The organism is Pseudomonas sp. HR96 (assembly GCF_034059295.1).
Taxonomy (GTDB): Bacteria; Pseudomonadota; Gammaproteobacteria; order Pseudomonadales; family Pseudomonadaceae; genus Aquipseudomonas.
Genome location: NZ_CP139141.1, coordinates 3647846 through 3669922, shown reverse-complemented (window position 1 = coordinate 3669922; position 22077 = coordinate 3647846). Strand labels below are relative to the sequence as shown.

The following is a 22077-nucleotide window of genomic DNA, read 5'->3' as shown; positions in this document are numbered from 1 at the left end:
AAAAAAACAAACCTTAACGGCAGCGGCAGAGCCCCTTTACTGTGGACTTCTTCGAGCTTGAACCACAGGTTGCAGGCATGAGCGATTACTACTACAAGGGTGCGCGTAAAGCCAGGCGTGGCGAACAGACCCAGCCGGCGCTGCGCAACGGCGTTGCTGCTACCGAGGCCGGCGGCGTTGAGAACGCTGACGCTGACCGGGCCGAACCGGCCCAAGGCTGGCTGCTTTGGATGCGAATGCAATTTGCAGTAGCAACGGCCTTGCTGTATCGCGGCGCAACCAGCAAGGGCACGCAGCCTTCGTACAGGGTTCTGCGCCGGGTTGCCAAGCAGGTGTTGTATCGACTACTCGTGGGGCTGTTCGGCAAGGTGGTCAATGCTGGCCTGCCAGGTGTCGGTACACTGCTGCAGATCCTTGAAGAAGACCGCCGTGCCTATGCTGATGATCAGGCTCGCGGCTTCATCCGCTTGAAGAGGGCGCTTGAACATTTCGCCGACCTGCCCAGTGGCAACGAAAACGAGCAGACTCTACGCGAACTTCAGGCGCTGGTCAGGGTGGCACTGTCCGGCCTGCACCTGCTGGACGACTACAACAGCGGCGCGTTCACCCTGGGTCGGTTCGACGACCGCCTCGGTGATTTGACCGAAGCCCTCAAGGCCCCCTATATCATTGCATTGACCGACGGTGCCGCCCTGCAGCTGGTAGAAGGTGTACGTTACCTGCGCTTGTTCTGCTTTGACATGGGCGAGATGAAAGCCTCGGCCAGCGAAGGCGTAATGCCGGAGCAGTATGTCGCCATGGCGGCCAAGTCCGGAGTGATGCGCGCCATGGTGCCGGCGCAGTTGCACTGGTTCGTCGACACCATCGGCGAATTGGGTGCCATTGTCGGTGCTTTTCGGCCAGTCATGGCCGGCCCAGGCGACCGGCACGCCAAGGCCTGGCAGCTGCTGCAATTGATCCTGGCCAGCCGCCTGGGCGGCCTTCTGTTGCCACAACTGGACGCTGTGGTGCGCCCCGCCGTGCAGTTTCTTTTGGCAGACGCAGATGCAGACGCCGAGTTCGACGAGACGCACGACCCACTCGACCCGGGCAGCCAGAGCCTCGCCGTGCTGCGCTGGTTGGCGCTGAATCTGCACGAAGGCCTGGCACAGGTGCAATGGGCGCCCGAATGGCTTACCCGCGTGTTGGGCTATCTGGATCAGCTCGCTGACGGCTTTGCGCTTTATGCCCAAAGTGAGCCGTTTCCTGACAAGCCTCTCGATCAACTGGCCTGGGGCATCGAGCTGCTGCAAGAGGCGCGCTTTCGGCGCCTGCTCGAGACCTTGTTCGGCCAAGCGGCGATCACCAGCCTGACCCTGCCGTTCGAAGTCTTCGAACAGGCGCAGCCGCCGTCGGATGGCAGTTCCCATCAGATGCAATCGCGCTGGGCCAGCGGCATTTTAGAGCGTGACGACATCATGGGCATGCTGGCCAGCAGCGATGCCGGGCCTGAGCTCGCACGCAGCTTGCGCGAGGCCTTGGCATGGGGCCCGCTGTTGGCCCGCCTGAGCCGGTTACATGGGCGCCTCGACGAAGACGCCAGCTATGCGCAGATTGCCCACGCCCTGTTCATGGAACTCGGTGCGCTGCTGGTCGAACAGATCAGGCTGCCCAGTAACCGCGCTCTGGGCAAAGCCGGCCAGTACCTGGCTGCCTCTGTCGGTGACCACCAGGGGGCTGCGGTGCTGGGCGCCTATCTGGCGCTGCTGAACATGGATCCGCAAAGCAGCTATGCCGACACCGCAGGACAACTGGCCGGTTACGTCGAGGACAACCTTCTCATCCTGGCCGGGGAGGCAGCGCCAGCCCTGGGCGAGTATGCCTGGTTGGCGAGTGCTGCACGGCGGGGTGTGGCCATCGCCGGGCGCTGGTGGAACGCCAGCAGTGCCAGCGAGGGGGCCAGCTTGCTGGAGTCGGCCATTCGCCTGATCAAGATTGTCTTCGATCTGTCGCCGCAGACGCATGCGGCACTCGATGCCATTCCATTACTCCCGAAAATAATGGAGGCGTTCAACGACTCGGCCGACGCAAGCGGGCCGGTGGCGCGTCTCGACGGATTCGTCCAGGCCCTGCAGGACAGTTCCAATCCCGGTATCAAGCAAATGGGCACCAAGGCCGAACGCTGGCTGGTCAATACGCTGTCCGACGCGATGGGTGCCCTACTGCCCCAGGATGCCTCGCTATTGCCCAATCTGCCGATGGCGGCGGCCGCGCCGAGCGAAGGGCAGGATCTGCAGCTTTCGGTCGCCGAACAGCAGGTCGACCTAGGTCACTTGAGCGTCCCTTCGCCCTTTTGGCGTTCCGAGCAGATCACCATGGGGGCTGGTGTTTTCGGGTTCGCGACGGTGCTCTCCTTGCTCTACGGTGGCTACAGTTACCGGCACGAACGCAGCGGCTATGCACGGGTCGGCAGCACCGGACAACGGGATGCAACGCCGGCGAGCAGTGTCCTCAATCGTTATCGTGGCACGGCGATGGGCATCGCCGCAGCGCTGTTCTCGGCCTGCGTGGGTATCGGCCTGTATCAGTGGGCCCAGCGGCGCGGCCAGGAAGAACAGCTGCAACGGGCGTTTGAAGAACCGTACCTGCCGGTGGCGCCGCAAGCACCCATCACCCTGTTGCAGGCCGTTGAGGACTACCTCAAGGAGCAAAGCGGCGACCCGCTGATTCTCGAGGACTCAGCGGCCGTCGAGCGCCTGTTGCACGAGCTTCTGGATGATTCTGCCAACGATGAGTATGAAGATGAGGCTGAGGACTTCGATGAGGCGCCCGATAACGCCGCCGCAAGCGCTCAGGTCCTCTCAAGGGGGATCCGCGAGGTATCTGAAGACCCACTGACCCCTTCCAAGGCCCCTTCGCCGCGTCCCCACTCCAGAGTGGCTTCGATTAAACACCTGCCGACCCGCCGTCCTAAACGCAAGGCCAAGCAGCGCGGTGTCGCGCGTATTCGCCTGAGTCGCGACAAAGATGGCAGGGTGCGCATAATCCCCCGTGGCCGGCAGGCCCAGCCCGGTGAATCTGTGCAACCTCTGAGTCAGACACCGGACGAAATGGTCTCCAGGCTGAAGCGAGCTGTAGCACTCAGCGCCTATGAAACCAAGAGCATCGATGAGGACCTGGAGCACATTGGCCAAAACAGTGGCGAGCTGCCGGCCGAGCTTGTCAGCATCGAGGCCTTCGCCGCAGGCGCCGGTAGCGCAATCAAGCAAGAGAGCTACATGATGCGCCCCCCACTGTTCGATCCCGATGAACAACTCGAAATCCGCTTCAAGACCTATGAAGACAACCCGCTTCTGTATATCACATCGCCGATCACTCAGCCCTACGTCAGAGCGCACACGTTGATTTCACCGAACAAGGAAACCGATCTTCCTTCATCGCTGCCATGGTATCGCCGCAGACTGGGCATGACCGGCCGCACCCATGTTTCGGCCATGGAAGTATTGTTGGGCAATCTGAAAAAGCTCATTGGCGATAACACCTATGGAATCCACGCCATCGACCCGGCGCAGGACGCTTATCTGCAAGCACTGAACAACGCGACGCTGGCCGAAGACTATGACAGGGAGTTGGTCGCGCACATGGAGAAACATAAGGAAAAAATGCTCGAGCGCATTGAAGCCAAGGTCTACAAGCGTCTGAACCGCGCGGTGGGTCGGTCGGACTATGTGCCAAAACAACGTCTCGACCAGAAAAAGGCATTCGTTTCGCAGGTGTATGCAGATTCGGTGACCGGGTTGAAGGGCAGCCTTGGTACCCCCGCCATTTTGGAGCATTCTCTGCTGAATGTCGTCCGCTACGTCGACATCGAGGAGAGGATCGACATCATCCTGTTCCTGGACACCGGTGAGGTCCATGACGCCTATCGCCCCAAACGCGCCAAGGCCAGGGAAACCGGGGAGGCTCGCACCCGCGAGGGGCGCTCGACATCGGTCACGCGTATCGAAACCCTGTCGCAGGTCATTCGCAGTACCGCCAGTATCGGCACCGACGTGTTCAAGAGTATCGCAAAGCACATCAGCAAGGACGAGCTTGACCATGCGCGCATGTTGCGTGATCCCCAGGGACAGCTGGTTTACGACCCGGGGTTCATTGCGCGAGTCGAGGCCGTGCAGGCCGATAATCTTTATCGCGATCAAGGCCCTCTCAAGCTCAAGAGCCTTACCGAGATGACGGTCGCCGATTACGCGACCATTCAGCACGAGCTGCTGCAAAGAAACTTGAAAAGCGATGCAGACGCTCGTTCGAGCTCCCAGTACGATCAAGAATATGCCTTCTGGACCCACAAAGCCGAATTCGTTGGCAACATCATTGCCACCGGGCTTACCATTTTTGGCGGCTTGCCCGTCAAAGGCGCCACGTGGTTCGCACGAGCGGCATTTTTGGCGGCGGCCACCACTGCCACGGTCAGCCTGATCATGCGCCGGGGTATGGCCGAAAGTAGCGAAGAGCGCATCGAGCTGCTCAGGCGCTGGATTTTCGCTCTATGCTGTGAGGTCTTTTTCCTGACGATGGGTGAAAGATTCGTAGACCCTTTCGGTAACAAACTGGCTAGAAAAATAGCGAACCGCGAGCCTTGGCGAAAATCTGGCCTCGACGATTTCCTGAAGCAACACCCTGAGTTCAATAACACCCTACACAGGAGCGAACTCGAAAAATATTTTGCCAGTTTCGATTTTTCACTCACAGACAGAACTTCTGCAGCCGTCAGGCAAGCGTTCGAGAAAAAACTGCGTGAACGCATAAAAACAAAGGTGAACCTTGGCCTGTTGAGCAAGGCGTTGTTCTTAAGCCCGTACGTGCAAGCGGCGTTCAACCGGGTCGACTTCGATCAGATAGGGACTGCCCAGGGTATCGCGAGCGAGCAGCCACTGCAGCGTCGCGATACCACCGCCGGCGCTGGGAGGGGCCGATTCCTGCCCCGTGACACCTTGGGCAGCGCCGCCGGACGCGTCACCAGCATGGACTGGTCAGTGGATGAAGAGGGGCGCTCGGGGATTTCCAAGCTGCCGAAATTTGCTGATGACAGCGCCGAAAACCAGTGGGGGATGACGCGGGACCTCGATCCACAGATGCCGGGTGATTACCGCAGTATCGGGCGCGCGACCTATCGCCACCTGGGCAGCGACCCGGCCAAATTCTATGGCAATCAGAAGGTTCGCCTCATGTCCGACAACGGTCGCTGGAAAGCGACCCCGATCGTACTCAATGCCCAGCAGATCGAGGAGGCCAAGCGCGCAGCGCAGCAGCAAACAGCGGCTACAAGGGCGCCGACTCTGCGGCCGGCGACCGCTGACGATGGCGCCGAAGGCAAGATCGACTGGCAGATCGAAGACGTTTCCGGCAACCTGCGGGTGACTCCGTGGGACCCATTGCCGACCTTTGAGGCAGGTGACCGATGGAAGCATCACCTCAATGACGATCCGCACGAAGTGGGCTTCTTTCGGCGCCTGGGCGTTGCGCCGATGTTCATTTCCGGCGAAACCTACCAGTACCTCGGCAAGCTCGATGACCGGACCCAGGACAAGTTGTATTCGTTGGTTCAGGTCCAGGGGCAGTGGAAGGCCAGGCCGGCACCTCTGCCCGATCGCAGCTATGACCCCGATGCGGACAATCACGCCATGGCCGCGAGCAGCGACGAGGCCGGCCGTCAAATGGTTGATCTGCAGTTTCTGCTGCACAAGCTGGATAACACCAACCCGCGTCGCTGCGCTAACCGGCCCGACGATTGGTACAAGGCCGCTGTCGATCTGCGCAATGGTATCGCTCCGCTCGAGTCCCGACTGCACGGAGACGCGGCAACGGAGGCGCGTTTGCAGGCTTTCTCGGACAGCCAGCTCAATGGGGCGGGGCTTCTGAAAGATGAACTCAAGTCTCGGCGCAAACTGCGTGAGCAAAGACGCGTAGACTGCGCAATGCTCAGGTCCGCCGTTGATAACCGTTTAGCGAATCGGCATGCATTCATAAAAGCCTGGGACCTGACCAACAAAAACCTTGAGATCATGCGAATCGATTTCCGCCTGCGCACGCTCAAGGACAACGAACAACAGATGCGCACGCGCATCGAGGATATGGAGAGGATTTGGGAGGGGCCCGACGGCGTGATTGTTTTCTCTGGTGGTGAAAGCCGAACCTATGCGCAGCTCCAGGAAGATCTCGCGGAAAACCTGCGCACCCAGGAATTGCAGCGGCTAAAACGCGATGGGTTGGAGCGAGATATCAAGTTCGATGACGACACCGCACCGGTTGGGCGCAGTTAGCAGCCGCGAGACGTCTGGCCGGAGCCTGCACCGAATCGCGAGAGCAAAACCCTTTCAGTGCTAACCATATTCCCCAACGGTATTTAAAAATCCCGTTTTATATCGTTACAGTTTCGGGCATCCACCTCGTACTCCATAGCTAGAGTCGGAGCTCACATGTCCGCCGTTTCCCTTGCCCAGCCCGCACCGCAGTCATTCGATATCCGTCCGCTCGCCGGCCATGTTGGCGCCGAGATCATCGGCCTGGACCTGACTCGACCGCTCAATGACGCCGACTTCGCCCGCGTGCATCGCGCGCATCTGGACCACCATGTGGTGGTGTTTCGCGACCAGCGCATTACCCCGCAGCAGCAGATCGACTTCAGCCGGCGTTTTGGCGTGCTGCAGATCCATGTGCTCAAGCAGTTCCTGCTGGCTGGGCACCCGGAAATCCTCATCGTGTCCAACATCGTCGAGGACGGCAAGCCGCTCGGCCTGGGCGACGCCGGCAAGTATTGGCACTCGGACCTGTCCTATAAGGAGCTGCCAAGCCTGGGCTCGATGCTGCACGCTCAGGAGTTGCCCAGCGAAGGCGGCGACACCCTGTTCGCCGACATGCACCGCGCCTGGGACACCCTGCCGGCGCACCTGCGCAGCGCCGTCGAAGGCCGGCAGGCCGTGCATTCCTACACCGCCCGCTACAGCGAGGGCAAGAACGCCGCCAACTGGCGTCCGACCCTGACCGCCGAGCAACTGGCGCAAGTGGTCACCGTGACTCATCCGGTGGTGCGTACCCACCCGGAGAACGGCCGCAAGGCGCTGTTCGTCAGCGAGGGTTTCACCACCCATATCGTCGGCCTGCCGGACGATGAAAGCCGCGACCTGCTGGCCCAGCTCTACGCCCACAGCGTGCTGCCGGACAACGTCTACCGCCATCGGTGGCAGCCCCACGACATGGTCTTCTGGGACAACCGCTCGCTGATCCACCTGGCTGCCGGCTGCCCCGACCACCTGCGTCGCAAGCTGTACCGCACCACCATCCAGGGTGATGCGCCGTTTTGATCCAGGAGTCTTCGATGAACGCTGTTGCGCAAGGCCACACGGCTAGCCAGATATCCACCGACGTCCTGCTGCAAGTGCAAAACGTCAGCCTCGAATACCGCACCCCGGAGCGCGTCGTGCGCGCCACCCACGAGGTCAGCTTCGAGGTCGATCAAGGCGACCGCTTCGTCCTGCTCGGCCCCTCGGGCTGCGGCAAGTCGACCCTGCTCAAAGCCGTGGCCGGCTTTATCAAGCCCAGCGCCGGCGAAATTCGCCTGGCCGGCACGCGCATCAGCGAGCCCGGTCCGGACCGCATCGTGGTGTTTCAGGAGTTCGACCAATTGCCGGCGTGGAAGACGGTGATCGAGAACGTCATGTTCCCGCTGCTGGCCTCGCGCACCCTCAAGCGCCCCGAGGCGCTGGAGCGCGCTCGCTACTACCTGGACAAGGTCGGCCTCACGGCTTTCGCCCAAGCCTACCCCCACACCCTGTCCGGCGGCATGAAAGCCCGCGTGGCGATCGCCCGGGCACTGGCCATGCAACCGAAGATCCTGCTGATGGACGAGCCGTTCGCCGCCCTGGACGCCCTGACCCGGCGCAAGATGCAGGAAGAATTGCTGGAGCTGTGGCAGGAGGTGCGCTTCACCTTGCTGTTCGTCACCCACTCCATCGAGGAGGCGCTGGTGGTCGGCAACCGCATACTCTTGCTGTCGCCGCACCCGGGCCGGGTGCGCGCGGAAATCAACAGCCATCAATACGACTTGCAGAGCCTGGGCGGCGTCGATTTCCAGGCCAGTGCCCAACGTATTCATCGCCTGTTGTTCGATGAGGGCGAGGCGCCAGTGGTGGATGCCCCGGTGGATTTCAACAATATTCGTATCGCCTACTAGGCCCTCGGCAGGATTTGACCATGAACAGCATTCGCCAGGAATACGAAGTGGCCCTGGAGCCCTTCACCCAATCGGAGCTGGCGCGCACGCTGTCGCTGCCCCAGCGCATCTGGCAGCAGGCCTGGGTGCGCAAGAGCGTGATCCTGATCGTGCTGGCCGTGCTCTGGGAAGTCGCCGCGCGCCTGCAGAACAACGACCTGCTGCTGCCCAGCTTCCTGCAGACCGCCCACGCCTTCATCGACGGCATCGCCAGCGGCGAGTTGCCGGCCAAGGTGTGGATCTCGCTGACCGTGCTGATCAAGGGCTACCTGATCGGCATCGTCCTGGCCTTCGGCCTGACCACGCTTGCGGTATCCACCCAGCTGGGCCGCGACCTGCTTGGCACGCTGACGGCCATGTTCAATCCGCTGCCGGCCATCGCCTTGCTGCCGCTGTCGCTGCTGTGGTTCGGGCTGGGCGAGAACAGCCTGATCTTCGTGCTGGTGCACTCGGTGCTCTGGGCGCTGGCGTTGAACACCTACTCGGGCTTTCTCGGCGTCTCGGAAACGCTGCGCATGGCCGGACGCAACTACGGCCTGCGTGGCCTGCGCTTCGTCTGGTACATCCTGATTCCGGCGGCGCTGCCGTCGATCCTGGCCGGCCTGAAGATCGGCTGGGCCTTCGCCTGGCGCACCCTGATCGCGGCTGAGCTGGTATTCGGCGCCTCGTCGGGCAAGGGCGGCCTGGGCTGGTACATCTTCCAGAACCGCAACGAGCTGTACACCGACAAGGTGTTCGCCGGCCTTGCCGCAGTGATCATCATCGGCCTGTTGGTGGAAAACCTGCTGTTCGCCACCTTCGAGCGCCTGACCATCAAGCGCTGGGGCATGTTGCGCTGATCTTTCCATGAACCCTGACACGAGACTTTCCATGGCTTCGGTACACAAACTCACCCTCATCGCCGGCCTGGTCGCCGCCGTGCTCGGCAGCAATGCCCAGGCTGAAGGCAAGATCAGCATCGCCCAGCAATTCGGCATCGGCTACCTGATCCTCGACGTGGTGCGCGACCAGCACCTGATCGAAAAGCACGGCAAGGCCGAAGGCCTGGACATCACCGTGGACTGGAACAGCATCTCCGGGGCCACCGCCATGAACGAAGCGCTGCTGGCCGGCGCCCTCGACGTGGTTTCGGCCGGCGTGCCGCCGATGCTGACCCTGTGGGACCGTACCAAGGGCCGGCAGAACGTCAAGGCCATCGCCTCGCTGGGCTCGATGCCCAACTACCTGCTGAGCAACAACCCGGCGGTCAAGACCCTCAAGGACTTCACCCCCCAGGACCGCATCGCCGTGCCGGCGGCCGGCGTCGGCTTCCAGTCGCGGACCCTGCAGATCGAGACCGCCAAGGTCTACGGCAACGACCAGTTCAAGCGCTTCGACGACTATTCGGTAAGCCTGCCGCACCCTGACGCCACCGCCGCCTTGATCGCCGGCGGCTCCGAGATCAGCGCGCATTTCTCCAGCCCGCCGTTCCAGTACCAGGAACTGGACAACCCCAAGGTGCACAAGGTGCTCAGCTCCTACGACATTCTCGGCGGCCCGGCGACCTTCAACGTGCTCTACACCACGCAGAAATTCCACGACGACAACCCCAAGACCTACAAGGCGTTCTATGACGCCCTGGCCGAGGCGGCGCAGATCATCAAGGCCGACAAGGTGGCGGCGGCCAAGACCTACATCCGCGTCGAGCAATCGAAACTCGGCGAGGACTTCGTCGAGAAGATCGTCAAGGACCCGGAGATCGACTTCACCGTGGTGCCGCAGCGTACCTTCATCTATGCCCAGAAGCTGCAGGAGCTGGGTGTCCTGAAGAACAAGGCGGCCAGCTGGAAGGATTACTTCTTCGAAGAGGCGCACGGTGGCGACGGGAGCTGAGGACAAGGATGCGCAGCGCCCGGTCTCTTGCTGTACAGACCCCATCAGACCGGCCTGCAACCCGACCAGCCCACCCAACCTGATTGCAGGTCGATGAGCTCGGTGCTCGAGCTCGACCCACGCGAAACCGATTTTACAGATCCCCGTCAGTTGCAATAAATCAAACCTTAACGCCAGCTTGCGATGCGGCTAATGTCGATCCTTCATCTGCACGGTGCGCACAGGTAGCAACCATGCGTGACTACTATTGGCGGGGTGCTCGTAACAAGCGGCGTGCTCAGTCTGACGCTGCTGCGTTGCAATCCGCGCCTTCGGCCGTCATCACCAGTACCGGCGCCGGCAGCACGGCGCCTGCCCAAGGCTGGTTGACCTGGCTGCAGGTGCAGTTCGTTACCGCCGCTGCTGCGATGTACCCCGCAGGCATCGGCAAGGGGCAGCCAGCGCAGTACTCTGTGCTGCGCCGCGTCGCCAAACAGTTGTTGTACAGGCTGCTGGCTGCGCTGTTCGGCAAGGTAGTCAACGCCGCCGTGTTACCTGGCGTCGGTACCCTGCTGCAGATTCTCGAAGAGGACCGCCACCAGCGCCGCGATCATCAGGTGGCAGGGTTCAAGCGAGTCAAGGCGGGGCTCGAGCATTTCGCCTCGCTGCCCAGCGGCGACGAAAACGAATCGACCTTGGCCGAGCTGCAGGAACTGGTCAGGGTGGTGCTGCCCGGCCTGGAGCTGCTCGACGATTACCAGACCGGGGCATTCACCCTGGCCAGACTCGATGATCGCCTCGATCAGTTGATGCTCGCGCTACAGGCGCCTTCTCTCGCTGTACTGACCGCCGGCGCCGCCTCGCAACTGGTCGAGGGCGTGCGCTATCTGCGGTTGTTCTGCTATGACGTGGACGTGCTCAAGTCCACTGCTCGCGAGGGTGCGCCGGCGCAACACTATGTCGCCGTGGTGGCGAACTCCGGCTTCATGCGTGCCATGTTCCCCGCCGAGCTGCATTGGTTTGTCGATACAGTCGCCGAACTGGGCACGATTGTCGGAGCTTTCCGGCCCATTCTGGCAGGCGAGGGAGACCGTTACACCAAGGCCTTCAGATTGCTCGAGCTCATCGCAGCCAGCCGCCTGGGCAGCCTTCTGTTGCCGCAACTGGACGCCGTGCTGCGTCCGGCCGTCGAGCATCTGTTCGACGCCGCCGAGCCTGCAGAAGATGACGCCCACCAGCAGGCGGGGGGCCGCAGCATGGCCGTGCTACGTTGGTTGGTACAGATCCCGCATCTAGGCCCGGACGCGGCGCATTGGGCACCAGAATGGCTGACCAGCGTATTCGGCTACCTGGACAGGCTGGTCGACGGCTACACGTTGTATGCCGACAGTGAACCGTTCCCGGCCAAGCCCCTCGAGCAGTTGGCCTGGGGCGTGGAGCTGCTCCAGCAAGCGCGCTTTCGCCGCTTGCTCGAGTCCTTGTTCGGCCACCTGGCCGTCAGCAGCCTGACCTTGCCGTTCGAGGTGTTCGAGCATCATCAGCCGGTGCCCGCTGGCAGTTCGCACCAGGCGCAATCGCGCTGGGCCAATGGGGTCCTGGAGCGCGATGATGTCGCCCATCTGCTCGCCAGCAGCAACGCCGGGCCGCAGGTCATCCGTGGGCTGCGCGAAGCCTTGGCATGGGGCCCGTTGCTGGCCCGGCTGACGATGTTGCAGGATCGTCTCGACGAAGATGCCAGCTATGCGCAGATTGCCCGTGCACTGTTCATGGAACTGGGCGCCATGCTGGTTGAGCAGCTGTCCCTGCCCAGCCACGAAACGATGGCGAGCGCTGGCAAATACCTGGCCAGCTATCTTGGCGATTACCAAGGCGCCGCAGTCTTGGGCGCCTACCTGGCGCTGCGCCAGGCGGATACGCAGGGCAGCTACTCTGACGCCGCTGGGCATGTGAGTGAGTACTTCCAGGAGCACCTCGAAGCGCTGACCGGTCAGCAACAGCCGGACTTTCGTCAGCACCAATGGCTGTTCAAGGCCGCGCAGCGCGGCGTGGCGATTGCCGGGCGCTGGTGGAACGCCACCGCCGCAAGCGAAGCGCCGGGCCTATTGGAGTCGGCCATCCGCCTGGTCAAGATTGTTTTCGATCTGTCGCCGCAGACCCATGCGGCCTTGGACGCCATACCGCTGCTGCCTTTGGTCATGGACGCGTTCAACGACGCGCAGGTCAGCCACGGGCCAGTCGCACGCCTGGACCATTTCGCCCAGGCCCTGCAGGACAGTCCGAACCCGGGACTGAAAAGGCTCGGTACTCAGGCCGAACGCTGGGTGGTCAACCGCCTTGCCGATGCCATAGGAGCGATGCTGCCCCAGCAGAGCCCACTGCTCGGCGGCTTGCCTGGTGCGGCGGCTTCGCAAACCGAGGGTCTGGACCTGCAGACATCGGTCGCCGCGCAACAGCATGATCTTGGCGGTCTGGCGATACCCTCTGGCCGGTGGCGCTCAGAGCAGATTGCCATGGGCGGCAACGTCATGTATTTCGCGGCGCTGGCGCCGCTGCTCTATGCCGCTAAAAGTTTTCGCAGCGAGTGGGGTGACCAGTACGCCAGCGTGCCAGGCAGTGAACCGCGCGCAGACAACCAAGCCCCACGCGGTCTACTCAGACGTTATCGGGGCACGGCTTTGGGGATCGCCGGTGCGCTGGTCACCGCCAGCGTGGGGATCGGACTGCATGGGTGGGCGGCGCAACGACGTCAGCAGGAGGCGGCGCAACAGGCGGCGGACGAGCCTTATACGCCGCTGGTGCCGGGAGCGCCCATCACCCTGTTGCAAGCAGTGGAAAATTATCTACAGAGCGAAAGCGGCGACCCGCAGATATTGGCCGATGCACCGGCAGTGGCGCGCCTGCTGCATGAACTGTTCGACCATTCTCCCGATCCTGACAGCTCCACCCACTCTGCCTCGATGGTGCATTCGATCAAGCGCCGCAGTGTGGAGCAAGACCGTGCCACCGCTCCTGCGCGGATCAGGGTACGCCGCGATGGGCAGGGCGCACTGCAGATCGTCCCGGTAGACAGCCAACCACAGGTGGGTGATGAGCTGCGCACGCTGCTTCAGCCGCCGCAGGCGACCATCACCTCCCTGACCGTGGCTGCCAGGGTCGATAGTTATTTTACTGCGCGGATCGAGAAGATCCTGAAAGAGCGCGCCGAAGAAAGCGGGGAACTGCCGCCGGAGCTGGCCAGCATCGAGGCCTTCGCCGAAGACGCTGGAGCCGTGATCAAGAACAGTCATTTTTTGCGTCCGCCTGGGTTCAGTGGCGACGAAGAGTTGGAAATCGAATTTCAAAGCTACGAAGACAATCCATTACTGTATTTCACGTCGCCCGTCACCCAGCCCTATGTCGCTGTACACACTTTTTTCTCGCCGAATGCGGCGACCGATTTGCCGGCTGAGCGGCGGTTCTATCGACGCTTCCTGTTTGGTATGCAAGGCGAGACCCGCATTTCAGCGAGGGAGTTGCTGCTTGGCAACCTAAAGAAAGCCATAGGCGACAACTCTTACTGGATTTCCGCCAAGGACCCGCTTCAGCAGGAATATTTCAAATCGCTCAACACGGCGACCATTGCCGAAGATTACGACAAGGCGCTGGTGGCACATATGGCGGCGCATGAGTCGAAAATGGCTGCGCGCGTGGAGACGGCAGTCTACCGTCGGCTCGAGCGGGCGGTCGGTCGTCAGGACTATTCTCCTCGGGAGCGTCTCGACGCCAAGCTGGCTTACATCACGCCAGTGTATGCCGAGCCGGTGGCGTCCTTTTCAGGCCGCAACAATACCCCCGGCAAACTCGAACATACTTTGCTTAACGCCTTTCGCTACGTGGACCTTGCCGAACGTATCGACATCGTGGTGTTCATGAACACCGGTCAGGTCCATGACGCATACGACGCGGCCCGCGCCAGCACGGTGGGCGGATTTGCGACCACGGTTACCCGCATCGAAACAGTGACGCAAATACTGCGCAGTACTGCGAGCATCAACTCCGACGTATTCAATGCAATCGCCCGACGCATCGGCAAGGCGGAGCTGGACTACGCCCGGATGCAACGCAACGAGCACGGTACGCTGACCTATTCACCTGAATTCATTACGCGCATCGAAGCGCTGCACGTAGCGGACGGAACCCGGGTGCCGGGCCCGCTGCGGCTCAAAAGCCTGGAAAAGTTGTCGGTGCAGCAGTTTGCACAACTGCAGGTGAACCTGTTGCAGCGCGATCTGCAGAACGGTGCCGATGCGCGTTCCATGACCGGTTTCGATCAGCAATATGCGTATTGGACGCACAAGGCCGAGTTTGTTGGCAACTTCATCGCCACGGGATTGACCATTCTGGGCGCGCTACCGCTTCAGGGCGCCACCGCGTTCGCCAGGGCGGCCTGGCTGGCGGCTGTGACCACATCGACGCTATCGACCGTGCTGCGATCTGGAATGGTCGAGACCGACACGCAGCGCAAAGACCTTCTCAAACGCTGGTTGATGACCCTCCTTACCGAGACCTTCTTTCTGGTGATGGGCGAGTTTGTCGTCGATCGGGTGGTGAATCGGATGAAGCCGGTCAAGCCGCCGACTGCAGGCGAGCGGATGTCTGGTATGGCCGATTTCCTGCAACAGAACGCCGACTTGAACACGCTTGAGTTCACCCATGACGTGGCGGAGCACTTCAGCATTTTCTCCTTTGCGGAGATGAACGCGGCGTCTATCTCGCTGCGCAGGCGAATATTCGAGCAAAAGGTCCGTGAACTCATGAAGAATGCCGTGAATAGTGCATTGCTAAGCAAGGCGCTGCTCTTGAGTCCTCTGGTGCAGGCCGCTTTCGACGAAACGGATTTCGATCTCATAGGGACTCCGGAAAGTTTGGCCAAGGAACTTCCCGCGCAGCTACGGGACCGGTCCACTGGCAACCCCGGTGCCAATCGTTATCTGCCCAGGGACACCTTGCCGAGCCTTTCCGAGCGTAACGCCAGTGTCGAGTGGTCAATCGACGCCGACGGCCAGCCCCAGCCTGCAAAACTGCTGCTGTTCAGCGCCGACAGCGACGAAAATCAATGGGGTGAGACCGTGGCACTGGACCCGCGGATGCCAGGCAACTACCGCAGCATCGGGCGGCGAACCTATCGTCATCTTGGCAGTGACCCGGCCAACTTCTACGGCAACCAGAAAGTGCGCCTGGTATGGCGCGACGGCAGTTGGCAGGTCATACGCATCGTGCTCAATGCCCAGCAGATCGAGGAAGCCAGATTGGCCATGGAGAAACAGAAGACCGCCGCTACACCCGTGCCGACCTTGCGCCCAACGGTAAGTCCGCAGCCCGGCCAACCTAACCTCGACTGGGTGATCAGCGACGAGCGAGGCAATCTCAAGGTCAGCCAACCGCAGCCGCTTCCGATAGACGCTGCGCATAACCGCTGGAAAGCTCACGATAACGATGATCCGCACCGGGTGGGTGTCTATCGGCGATTAGGCCAGCCGCCCACGTTCAACGTCGGTATCACTTATCAATACCTGGGCGCTCTCGATGATCGCAGCGCGGAGCAACTGTATTCGTTGCACGAGGCCGGTGGCCGCTGGCAAGTGCGGTCGGCGCCGTTGCCGGATCGAAGTTATGATTACAAGGCGCCTGATCGGGTAATGACCGACAGTAGCGCCGAGGCAACCAAGCAGATGACGACCCTGCAGTACATGTTGCGCGAATTCGAGCATGTGAACCCCCGCCAGTTGCCCGGCCGAAAGGATGCGTGGCTCGAACAAATCGAAACGATGAAGGTCCTGGTCGACAGGCTCGAGAGCCGATTGCAGGAAGACAAGCACAGGGAGCGACCCCTCGCGGCCTTTGCCGCCACCCAACTCGACCGGGCAGGCATTCTTGGCCATAACCTCGATTATCGCCTGGAGCTTCGTGAGCAGCGTACCAAGGAGTGCGCAGAGGCGCGAACCCTCTTGGAAAGGAAGCTTGCTGACCGGCCGAAGCTGATAAAAGCCTGGGACAAGGGCCAGTCCAAAGCTGTAGGCAGTACGGCAATGGAATACTTGATGCTGCGCAAGGCCGCAGAGAGATTGCGCTTAGAGCTTGCGGGCTTGCCAAACCCGGACTCTTCCATGATGGGCGCACAGGTTAATGCCCTGTGGGGGGTCATGGAGAACCGCGCACATTGGCAAGTCGAGGAACAACTACGCAAAAATCTGGAGGAGCAACGCTTTGCGGCCATCCGATATGGGCAGTTATGGCGTGGCATGGGGCTGACAGCTGACCCCCTGCCACTTTTCGAGATTCCGCCGATCTTCCCCGACATCGAGCCTCCCAGTAGGCCCGCGCCAGCCCCCCCCGACCCGGATGGTTCGCCAGAGTATGAGGAGCCGATGCTGGAACCCGGTCGGTGAGGGGCGTAGCGGCTCAGACCCCTTCCACAATTGGCCCAGGTCAAAAGTGCGGGAGGCGGCACGGCCCCCAGTTTTTAATGTGTTCGCAAGACATCATTTGCGCTATTTCCGCCATGACAGCAAGTCAGCGCGACTTTACCCTCAAATAGGCCGTGTCTTAATTCTCAACAGCAGTAACTTTGCAAGATGTATCAAGAATCCCTTGGGCTGGCACGGGTTGCAAAGCGGTAATAGTCATATGATTAAGCTCTCGACAAGTTTGTTTTTAGGCATTTTCTAGGTATTTCGGATCCGTCGCATCGGGCATCATTTTGCGGGTGTTCTTGACTCGCCCTGGCGGGGAACGAATGCATCAGTTGTCCGACTTACACCAGAGAATGCATCGATGAATGGCTTGTTGAAAAAATACCTCGGCGCTGTCGCCATCACTACCGCTGTTGTCAGTTTGCCTGTCATGGCAACCCCGCAAGAGCACACTATCAAACTGACCGCCACCGTGCCGACGCAGACCTTCGCGGTCGTGCCTCGGGAAGGTGACTGGATCAACGATCCTCAGGTGCTCAGCTACAACATCGCCTCTGACACCTTGACCCCCGTGCGCAAGGCGTTCTCCGTCATCAACAGCGCCGCTCCGGTCAGCGCACAACTCCTCTACACCAATACCCCCACATTGATGTCCGGGTCCAACAGCATCCCGCTCGCCGTGAGCTTCAACGGTATCACATTGACGACCGTCGCCCAGAACGTTGTCGTTCCAACATCGGCAACTGCACGGGAGTTCCAGCTGGTCATTGCCGCCGGGAAGACCGGCGCCTACACGGCGGGTACTTACAGCGGTAATGTTACTGTCTCATTCGATGCTGGAACTCCATAACGGCGTTCGGGATTGCCGCTGCGTTGCTTGAGTCACCCATTCGTACTGCGGCCCCAGCAGTTGCCTAAGTATCAACGCACTTCGGTCAACGCAATGTTGCGCCGAAGTGCGCTGTTGTCTGCTATTCAATTCTATCCGGTGATGATCATGTTCAAGTATGCCCCGTTGCCCGTCGCGATCAGCCTGGTGCTGGCCATGAGCGTGGAAACGGCGCACGCCCGTGCGCCGGTCAGCCTGTTGCTGCAGGCCGAAGGCTTGCCCAGGGAGTTCCAGGAACACTTCTTCGACGTACCCCTGGCCGTGCGCGTCATGCTCGATGGTCAGGTACTGGGTGAAGCCATGGTGGTGCTGTCGCGCGATGAGCGGGTGACCCTGCTCGATTTCACCGACACCTACCAAAGCGCCTACACCGAGCAGGAGCGCGATACCTGGAAAGCCCTGCTGCAGGCCGGTGTAGGGCTTGGGCCCTGCCAGGAGCAGTGCGGGGAGCTGGTGGCCGCGCATTACAGCCTGGCCAATTCCGAGCTCGCGCTGCTTACCAGCACCATAGAGCGCGGCCGCGTCGCCAGTACCTACCACGCGCTGCCGGAAAACGGCAGTACCGGGTTGATGCTGCAGAATCAACTTAACCTGTCCGGCGGCCAGCAGCAGGACCTTGCCGGCCGCTGGGGCCTGGAGGCAATTGCCAGCCTCGGCAACTGGACCCAGACGTTCCAAGGCGAGTTGAGCCAGCTGGGCGGTGATGACGATCGGCTGCGGCATTCGGTGCACGAGCTGCACACCCAGCGCGAATGGCAGGAGCATTTCCTGCGCCTGGGTTATTTCACTCCGGGTTCGCTCGGCTTGAGCCGCCAGCCGCGACTCTTTGGTGACAGCCCCGACACCGCGCTGGGGCTGATGCTGGGCAGTTCCGACAGCCTGACCAAGGACGGTGCCAAATCGGCGGTGTACCCCATCTACGTGACGGCCAACCGCGCGGCGACCGTGGAGATCTATCGCAACGGCTCGCTGATCAACAGCCAGCAGGTCGAGCCGGGTCTGCAGGCCCTCGACACACGGCCACTGCCGGGCGGCATCTACGATATCGACGTGCGCCTGATGGAAGACGGCAGCGAAACCTCGCGCACCCAAGCGCTTGTATACAAACCCAGCAATTGGCGCAACCCGGACCAGCGCTGGCGCTACAACGTCTTCGCCGGCCGTGAGAGCAAGCTGTTGAGCAACTGGGACAACCAGGCCGACGGCGGCAGCACGCTGGGTGGCGCGGTCAACTACCTGCTGCACCCGCGGGCGGTCGTCGGTCTCTCGGCGCGCCAGGTGCGCGAGCAGAACCAGCTCGGCGGCTCGCTGGACCTGGGCGTGGGCGAGCGTTCGAACGTCTATGGCACCCTCTACCAGGCCCAGGGCCGCGGCATGGGCATGGACCTGCAGGCGCGCCACGACTATGGCTCGGGCAACCTGTACCTGAGTCACAACCGCAGCTGGCTGGACAACCGCCACACCTGGGAGACCCTGCCCGGTGGCCTGCGCGTGCGCCAGCGCAACCCCTACAACGGCAATGTCAGCCAGAGCGCGCTGGGCGTCTACCACCGCCTCGGTGGCAACGACAGCCTGAGCGCGCGGCTGTCCCACAGCGAAGGCCAGGTGCAGGGCATGGGCATGGACCTGGGCTACATGCGCAGCGCCTGGCTGCTGGGCAAGGACTCGAGCTGGCGTCTGTCCGTGTTCGATCGCCCGGCGACGGTCAGCAGCGGCCTTGAGCGCAATCGCGGGGTCGACCTGAGCTTGAATATGGCGCTGGGCGAGCCGCGCCAACGGTTCACCGCCAGTGTCGGCTCGCGGACCTCGCGTGACGGCAGCAACGACCGCAATGCCAGCCTTGGCTACCACCAGGATGTCGAGGCCGGCCCGGTCAAGTCGCTCAGCGCGGGCTTGCAGGCCGACACCTACGGCGTCGGCATGACCGGGTCGGCGCGTTTCGAGGCGCCGCTGGGCAACGGCGAGCTGATGGTGCAGCGCTCCTCCTACAACAATGCGTTGACCGGCAACCTCAACCTGAACAATCACCTGGTGGTGGGCGCCGGCGCCCTGGCGTTCACCGGCCAGCACGTCGGCAAGGAAGCCGGGCTGATCATCGACGTCGAGTCGGACATCGACGGCCTCGAGCTGCGCGCCGACGATTTCAGCGGTATGGGCGGCGTACTGCGCCCCGGACGCAACGTCCTGCCGATCAGCGCCTACCGCGATGCCAGTGTGCAGTTCGACTTCCAGGGCACCCATGCACCGGCGGCGAGCATCCAGCCGGCGCGGGCGCGCTACCACCTCAACAAGGGCGGGGTGGCTTACCAGCAGGTGCGGGTGATGAAGACCGTGACCGTGCTCGGTCGTCTGCTGGATGAGCAAGGCCTGCCCCTCAAGGGCCACCACGTCATCAACCACGCCAGCCGCGGGGTGACCGAGGTGGACGGGTTCTTCTCCATGGAACTCAGCGCCAGCACACCCACCCTGGAGGTGCTGCGCAACGACCAGGTGCTGTGCCAGTTCGCTCTTGACCTCAACAGTCTCGAGACCGAAGGCGACTTGCTCATGGCCGGCGACCTGCGCTGCGTCGACGGCGCCACGACGGGACAACTGGCTCGCAGCTGAGCCCAATTGGATTTTTCAGAGAACGCACATGAACAGATTACTTCTCGGCTTGCTCCTCGGCGCCTGCGCCGCCAGCGCCCACGCCGGCCCGAGCATCAATATCGGCACCTTCTACGACTACCTGGAAGGCAACAAGAGCAGCTACCTCAAGCGCGTGCACAACACCGGCGAGAGCACAGCATTCGTGCGAGTCAACATTCATGAGATCACCTTCGCCGAGGACGGCACGCCCACCGAAAGCCCGCTGGACAACAACGGCGCCGGCGCGGCCGTGCGCCAGGGGCTGATCGCCAGCCCGGCGCGGCTGATCGTCCCCAGCCAGGGCATGCAGGCCACGCGCCTGCTGTACATCGGCAACCGCGACCGCGAGCGTTACTACCGCGTGCGGTTCACCCCGGTGGTGCCGGAGCGGGAAGACCAGTTCGCCGTCTCCGAAGAGGACCGCGCCGCCTACGCCCAGTCGATGTCGGCCGGCGTGAACGTGATGACCGGCTATGGCGCGGTGTTCTTCGTGCAGCCCAAGGAGGTGCGCTTCGATACGCAGATTGCCGATGGGCCCAAGGACTATCGTGTGCTCAATGCGGGTAACGCCACTATCGAGCTTGACGAGTTCAAGAACTGCGCCGCCAGCGCCGCGAGCGATTGCGAACCCACGCGCAAGCACATCCTGCGGCCGGGCAAGGCGTTCGTGTTCGACAAGGCCGGCAGGGCAGTCACGTTCGATCTGGTGGAAGGCGGGAAGAAGCGGGCGATGGTGGTCAAGTCATGAGCATTCTGAAGTCTGCAAGCCTGGCAGCGGCGTTGTGCTGCGTGGGGTCGACGGTGAGTGCGGCGGAGATGGATATTCGGGCTGAATTTACCCCGGACGCAACGAACCCAAGCGCAAATCGCTTCGTTAACAGGACGCCATCGACCGGATATTGCGCGATTTATCCTCAGTTCTGTCTAAACGATCTTTTCAGCCTTATCGTACCTATCAACACCGAATGGGGCACGTTGGGCATCGGTGCACCCATCGCAGACGGCGCCATGATCAGGATCTCGAATGAGCCGAGGACGGTTGATGTAATTGCAGATGATGGTGCGGTCGCACAGCTGGGATTCACGATCACTCATTTTGGTGCGACCTATAACCTCAACCCTACAGTCCAAACGATCACTGGAAACCCAGATTTCATGCGAGCCCACATGGAACTGTGGGTCGGTTCGGACTGGGTCAATCCTGCGCCTGGATGTAGCCATGGTCATGCAGCAGTCGGTCATAACAGTGCGCGTCATTACACGTTTTTCTGGCGCAACAGCACGGGTACGGCCTGCGGGAAAGTACCACGGCACAACATCCCGAACATTCGCTTTACTGACTTGAACATCGCTTATGAATTGGTCACCCCCAACCCTCTGGCGATGTCCAATGGTACTTACAGAGGCAGTGCCACCTATACAGTCGGCCCAGGGGGCGATATCGACTTCGGAAACCGGTTGCAAGTCAATGACGACACGCTGACCTTCAGGTTCGAATTGAAGGTCAACCACATCCTCAATATCCGCTTCCCTCCCGGTGCCGAGCGCCTGTCGCTCAACCCCGCCGGAGGCTGGCAGCGCTGGCTGAACAGTGGCCGGATCCCGGACAAGCTTACGGCCTACCAGGATTTCGAGATCTGGTCGTCGGGCAACTTCAAGATGCAGCTGCGTTGCGAGTATTCGATCGCCGGGCAGTGTGCAGTTGCCAACCCGGCCGGCAACCAGGTGCCAGTGGCCACCCGAGTCACCTTGCCTGCCGGGCTGACCAGTTCGGGCGGCGCCATCAACGAGCACCTGCTCGACGAGGGCACACCGCTGCTGGTCGCCAGCAACCACTACGTCGACAACGGCCGCGCACGCCTGCACTTCGAGGTCGACCGCAATGGCGTCACGCAGATGGCTGGCCAGGCCGGTACGCAATATACCGGCGACGTGACGGTGATCTGGGACAGCGATATCTAGGCCCCCTGTGGGTGGGTGCGCAGCGGCCGAGCTTTTGACATGCAGCA

General features: G+C 61.8%; 10 protein-coding genes. All 10 read left to right on the top strand.

Annotated features, from left to right (window positions below; genetic code table 11):
• The first annotated feature begins 77 nt into the window (after positions 1–77).
• The 10 genes from SFA35_RS16365 (at position 78) to SFA35_RS16320 (ending at position 22030) form a co-directional block, all read left to right on the top strand.
• Entirely contained in the window at positions 78–6299 is a 6222-nt protein-coding gene (locus SFA35_RS16365; RefSeq protein ID WP_320571588.1) for a hypothetical protein, read from the top strand.
• Positions 6300–6455: 156 nt separating this feature from the next.
• The gene (locus SFA35_RS16360) at positions 6456–7340 is read left to right on the top strand and encodes a TauD/TfdA family dioxygenase (RefSeq protein ID WP_320571587.1); all 885 of its coding nucleotides are present in this window, start codon (positions 6456–6458) and stop codon (positions 7338–7340) included.
• 14 nt (positions 7341–7354) lie between these two features.
• On the top strand, positions 7355–8209 hold the full coding sequence (locus SFA35_RS16355) for an ABC transporter ATP-binding protein (RefSeq protein ID WP_320571586.1): 855 nt from the start codon (positions 7355–7357) through the stop codon (positions 8207–8209).
• Positions 8210–8229: 20 nt separating this feature from the next.
• Positions 8230–9087 (top strand): ABC transporter permease, encoded by an 858-nt coding sequence (locus SFA35_RS16350; RefSeq protein ID WP_320571585.1) that lies wholly within the window; start codon positions 8230–8232, stop codon positions 9085–9087.
• A 31-nt stretch (positions 9088–9118) separates the two neighbouring features.
• Complete coding sequence (locus SFA35_RS16345) at positions 9119–10120, top strand: ABC transporter substrate-binding protein (RefSeq protein WP_320571584.1); 1002 nt, start codon at positions 9119–9121, stop codon at positions 10118–10120.
• A gap of 233 nt (positions 10121–10353) precedes the next feature.
• A complete protein-coding gene (locus SFA35_RS16340) occupies positions 10354–16527 on the top strand; it encodes a hypothetical protein (protein ID WP_320571583.1) in 6174 nt (2057 codons plus the stop codon).
• A 385-nt stretch (positions 16528–16912) separates the two neighbouring features.
• Positions 16913–17401, top strand: a complete 489-nt coding sequence (locus SFA35_RS16335; RefSeq protein ID WP_320571582.1) for a CS1 type fimbrial major subunit — start codon at positions 16913–16915, stop codon at positions 17399–17401.
• 147 nt (positions 17402–17548) lie between these two features.
• Positions 17549–20047, top strand: coding sequence for a CS1-pili formation C-terminal domain-containing protein (locus tag SFA35_RS16330; protein WP_320571581.1), 2499 nt, complete (start codon positions 17549–17551; stop codon positions 20045–20047).
• A gap of 28 nt (positions 20048–20075) precedes the next feature.
• Positions 20076–20816, top strand: coding sequence for a molecular chaperone (locus tag SFA35_RS16325; RefSeq protein WP_320571580.1), 741 nt, complete (start codon positions 20076–20078; stop codon positions 20814–20816).
• The gene (locus tag SFA35_RS16320; RefSeq protein ID WP_320571579.1) at positions 20813–22030 is read left to right on the top strand and encodes a hypothetical protein; all 1218 of its coding nucleotides are present in this window, start codon (positions 20813–20815) and stop codon (positions 22028–22030) included. The genes SFA35_RS16325 and SFA35_RS16320 overlap by 4 nt, the downstream gene beginning before the upstream one ends.
• The last annotated feature ends 47 nt before the right edge of the window (positions 22031–22077 follow it).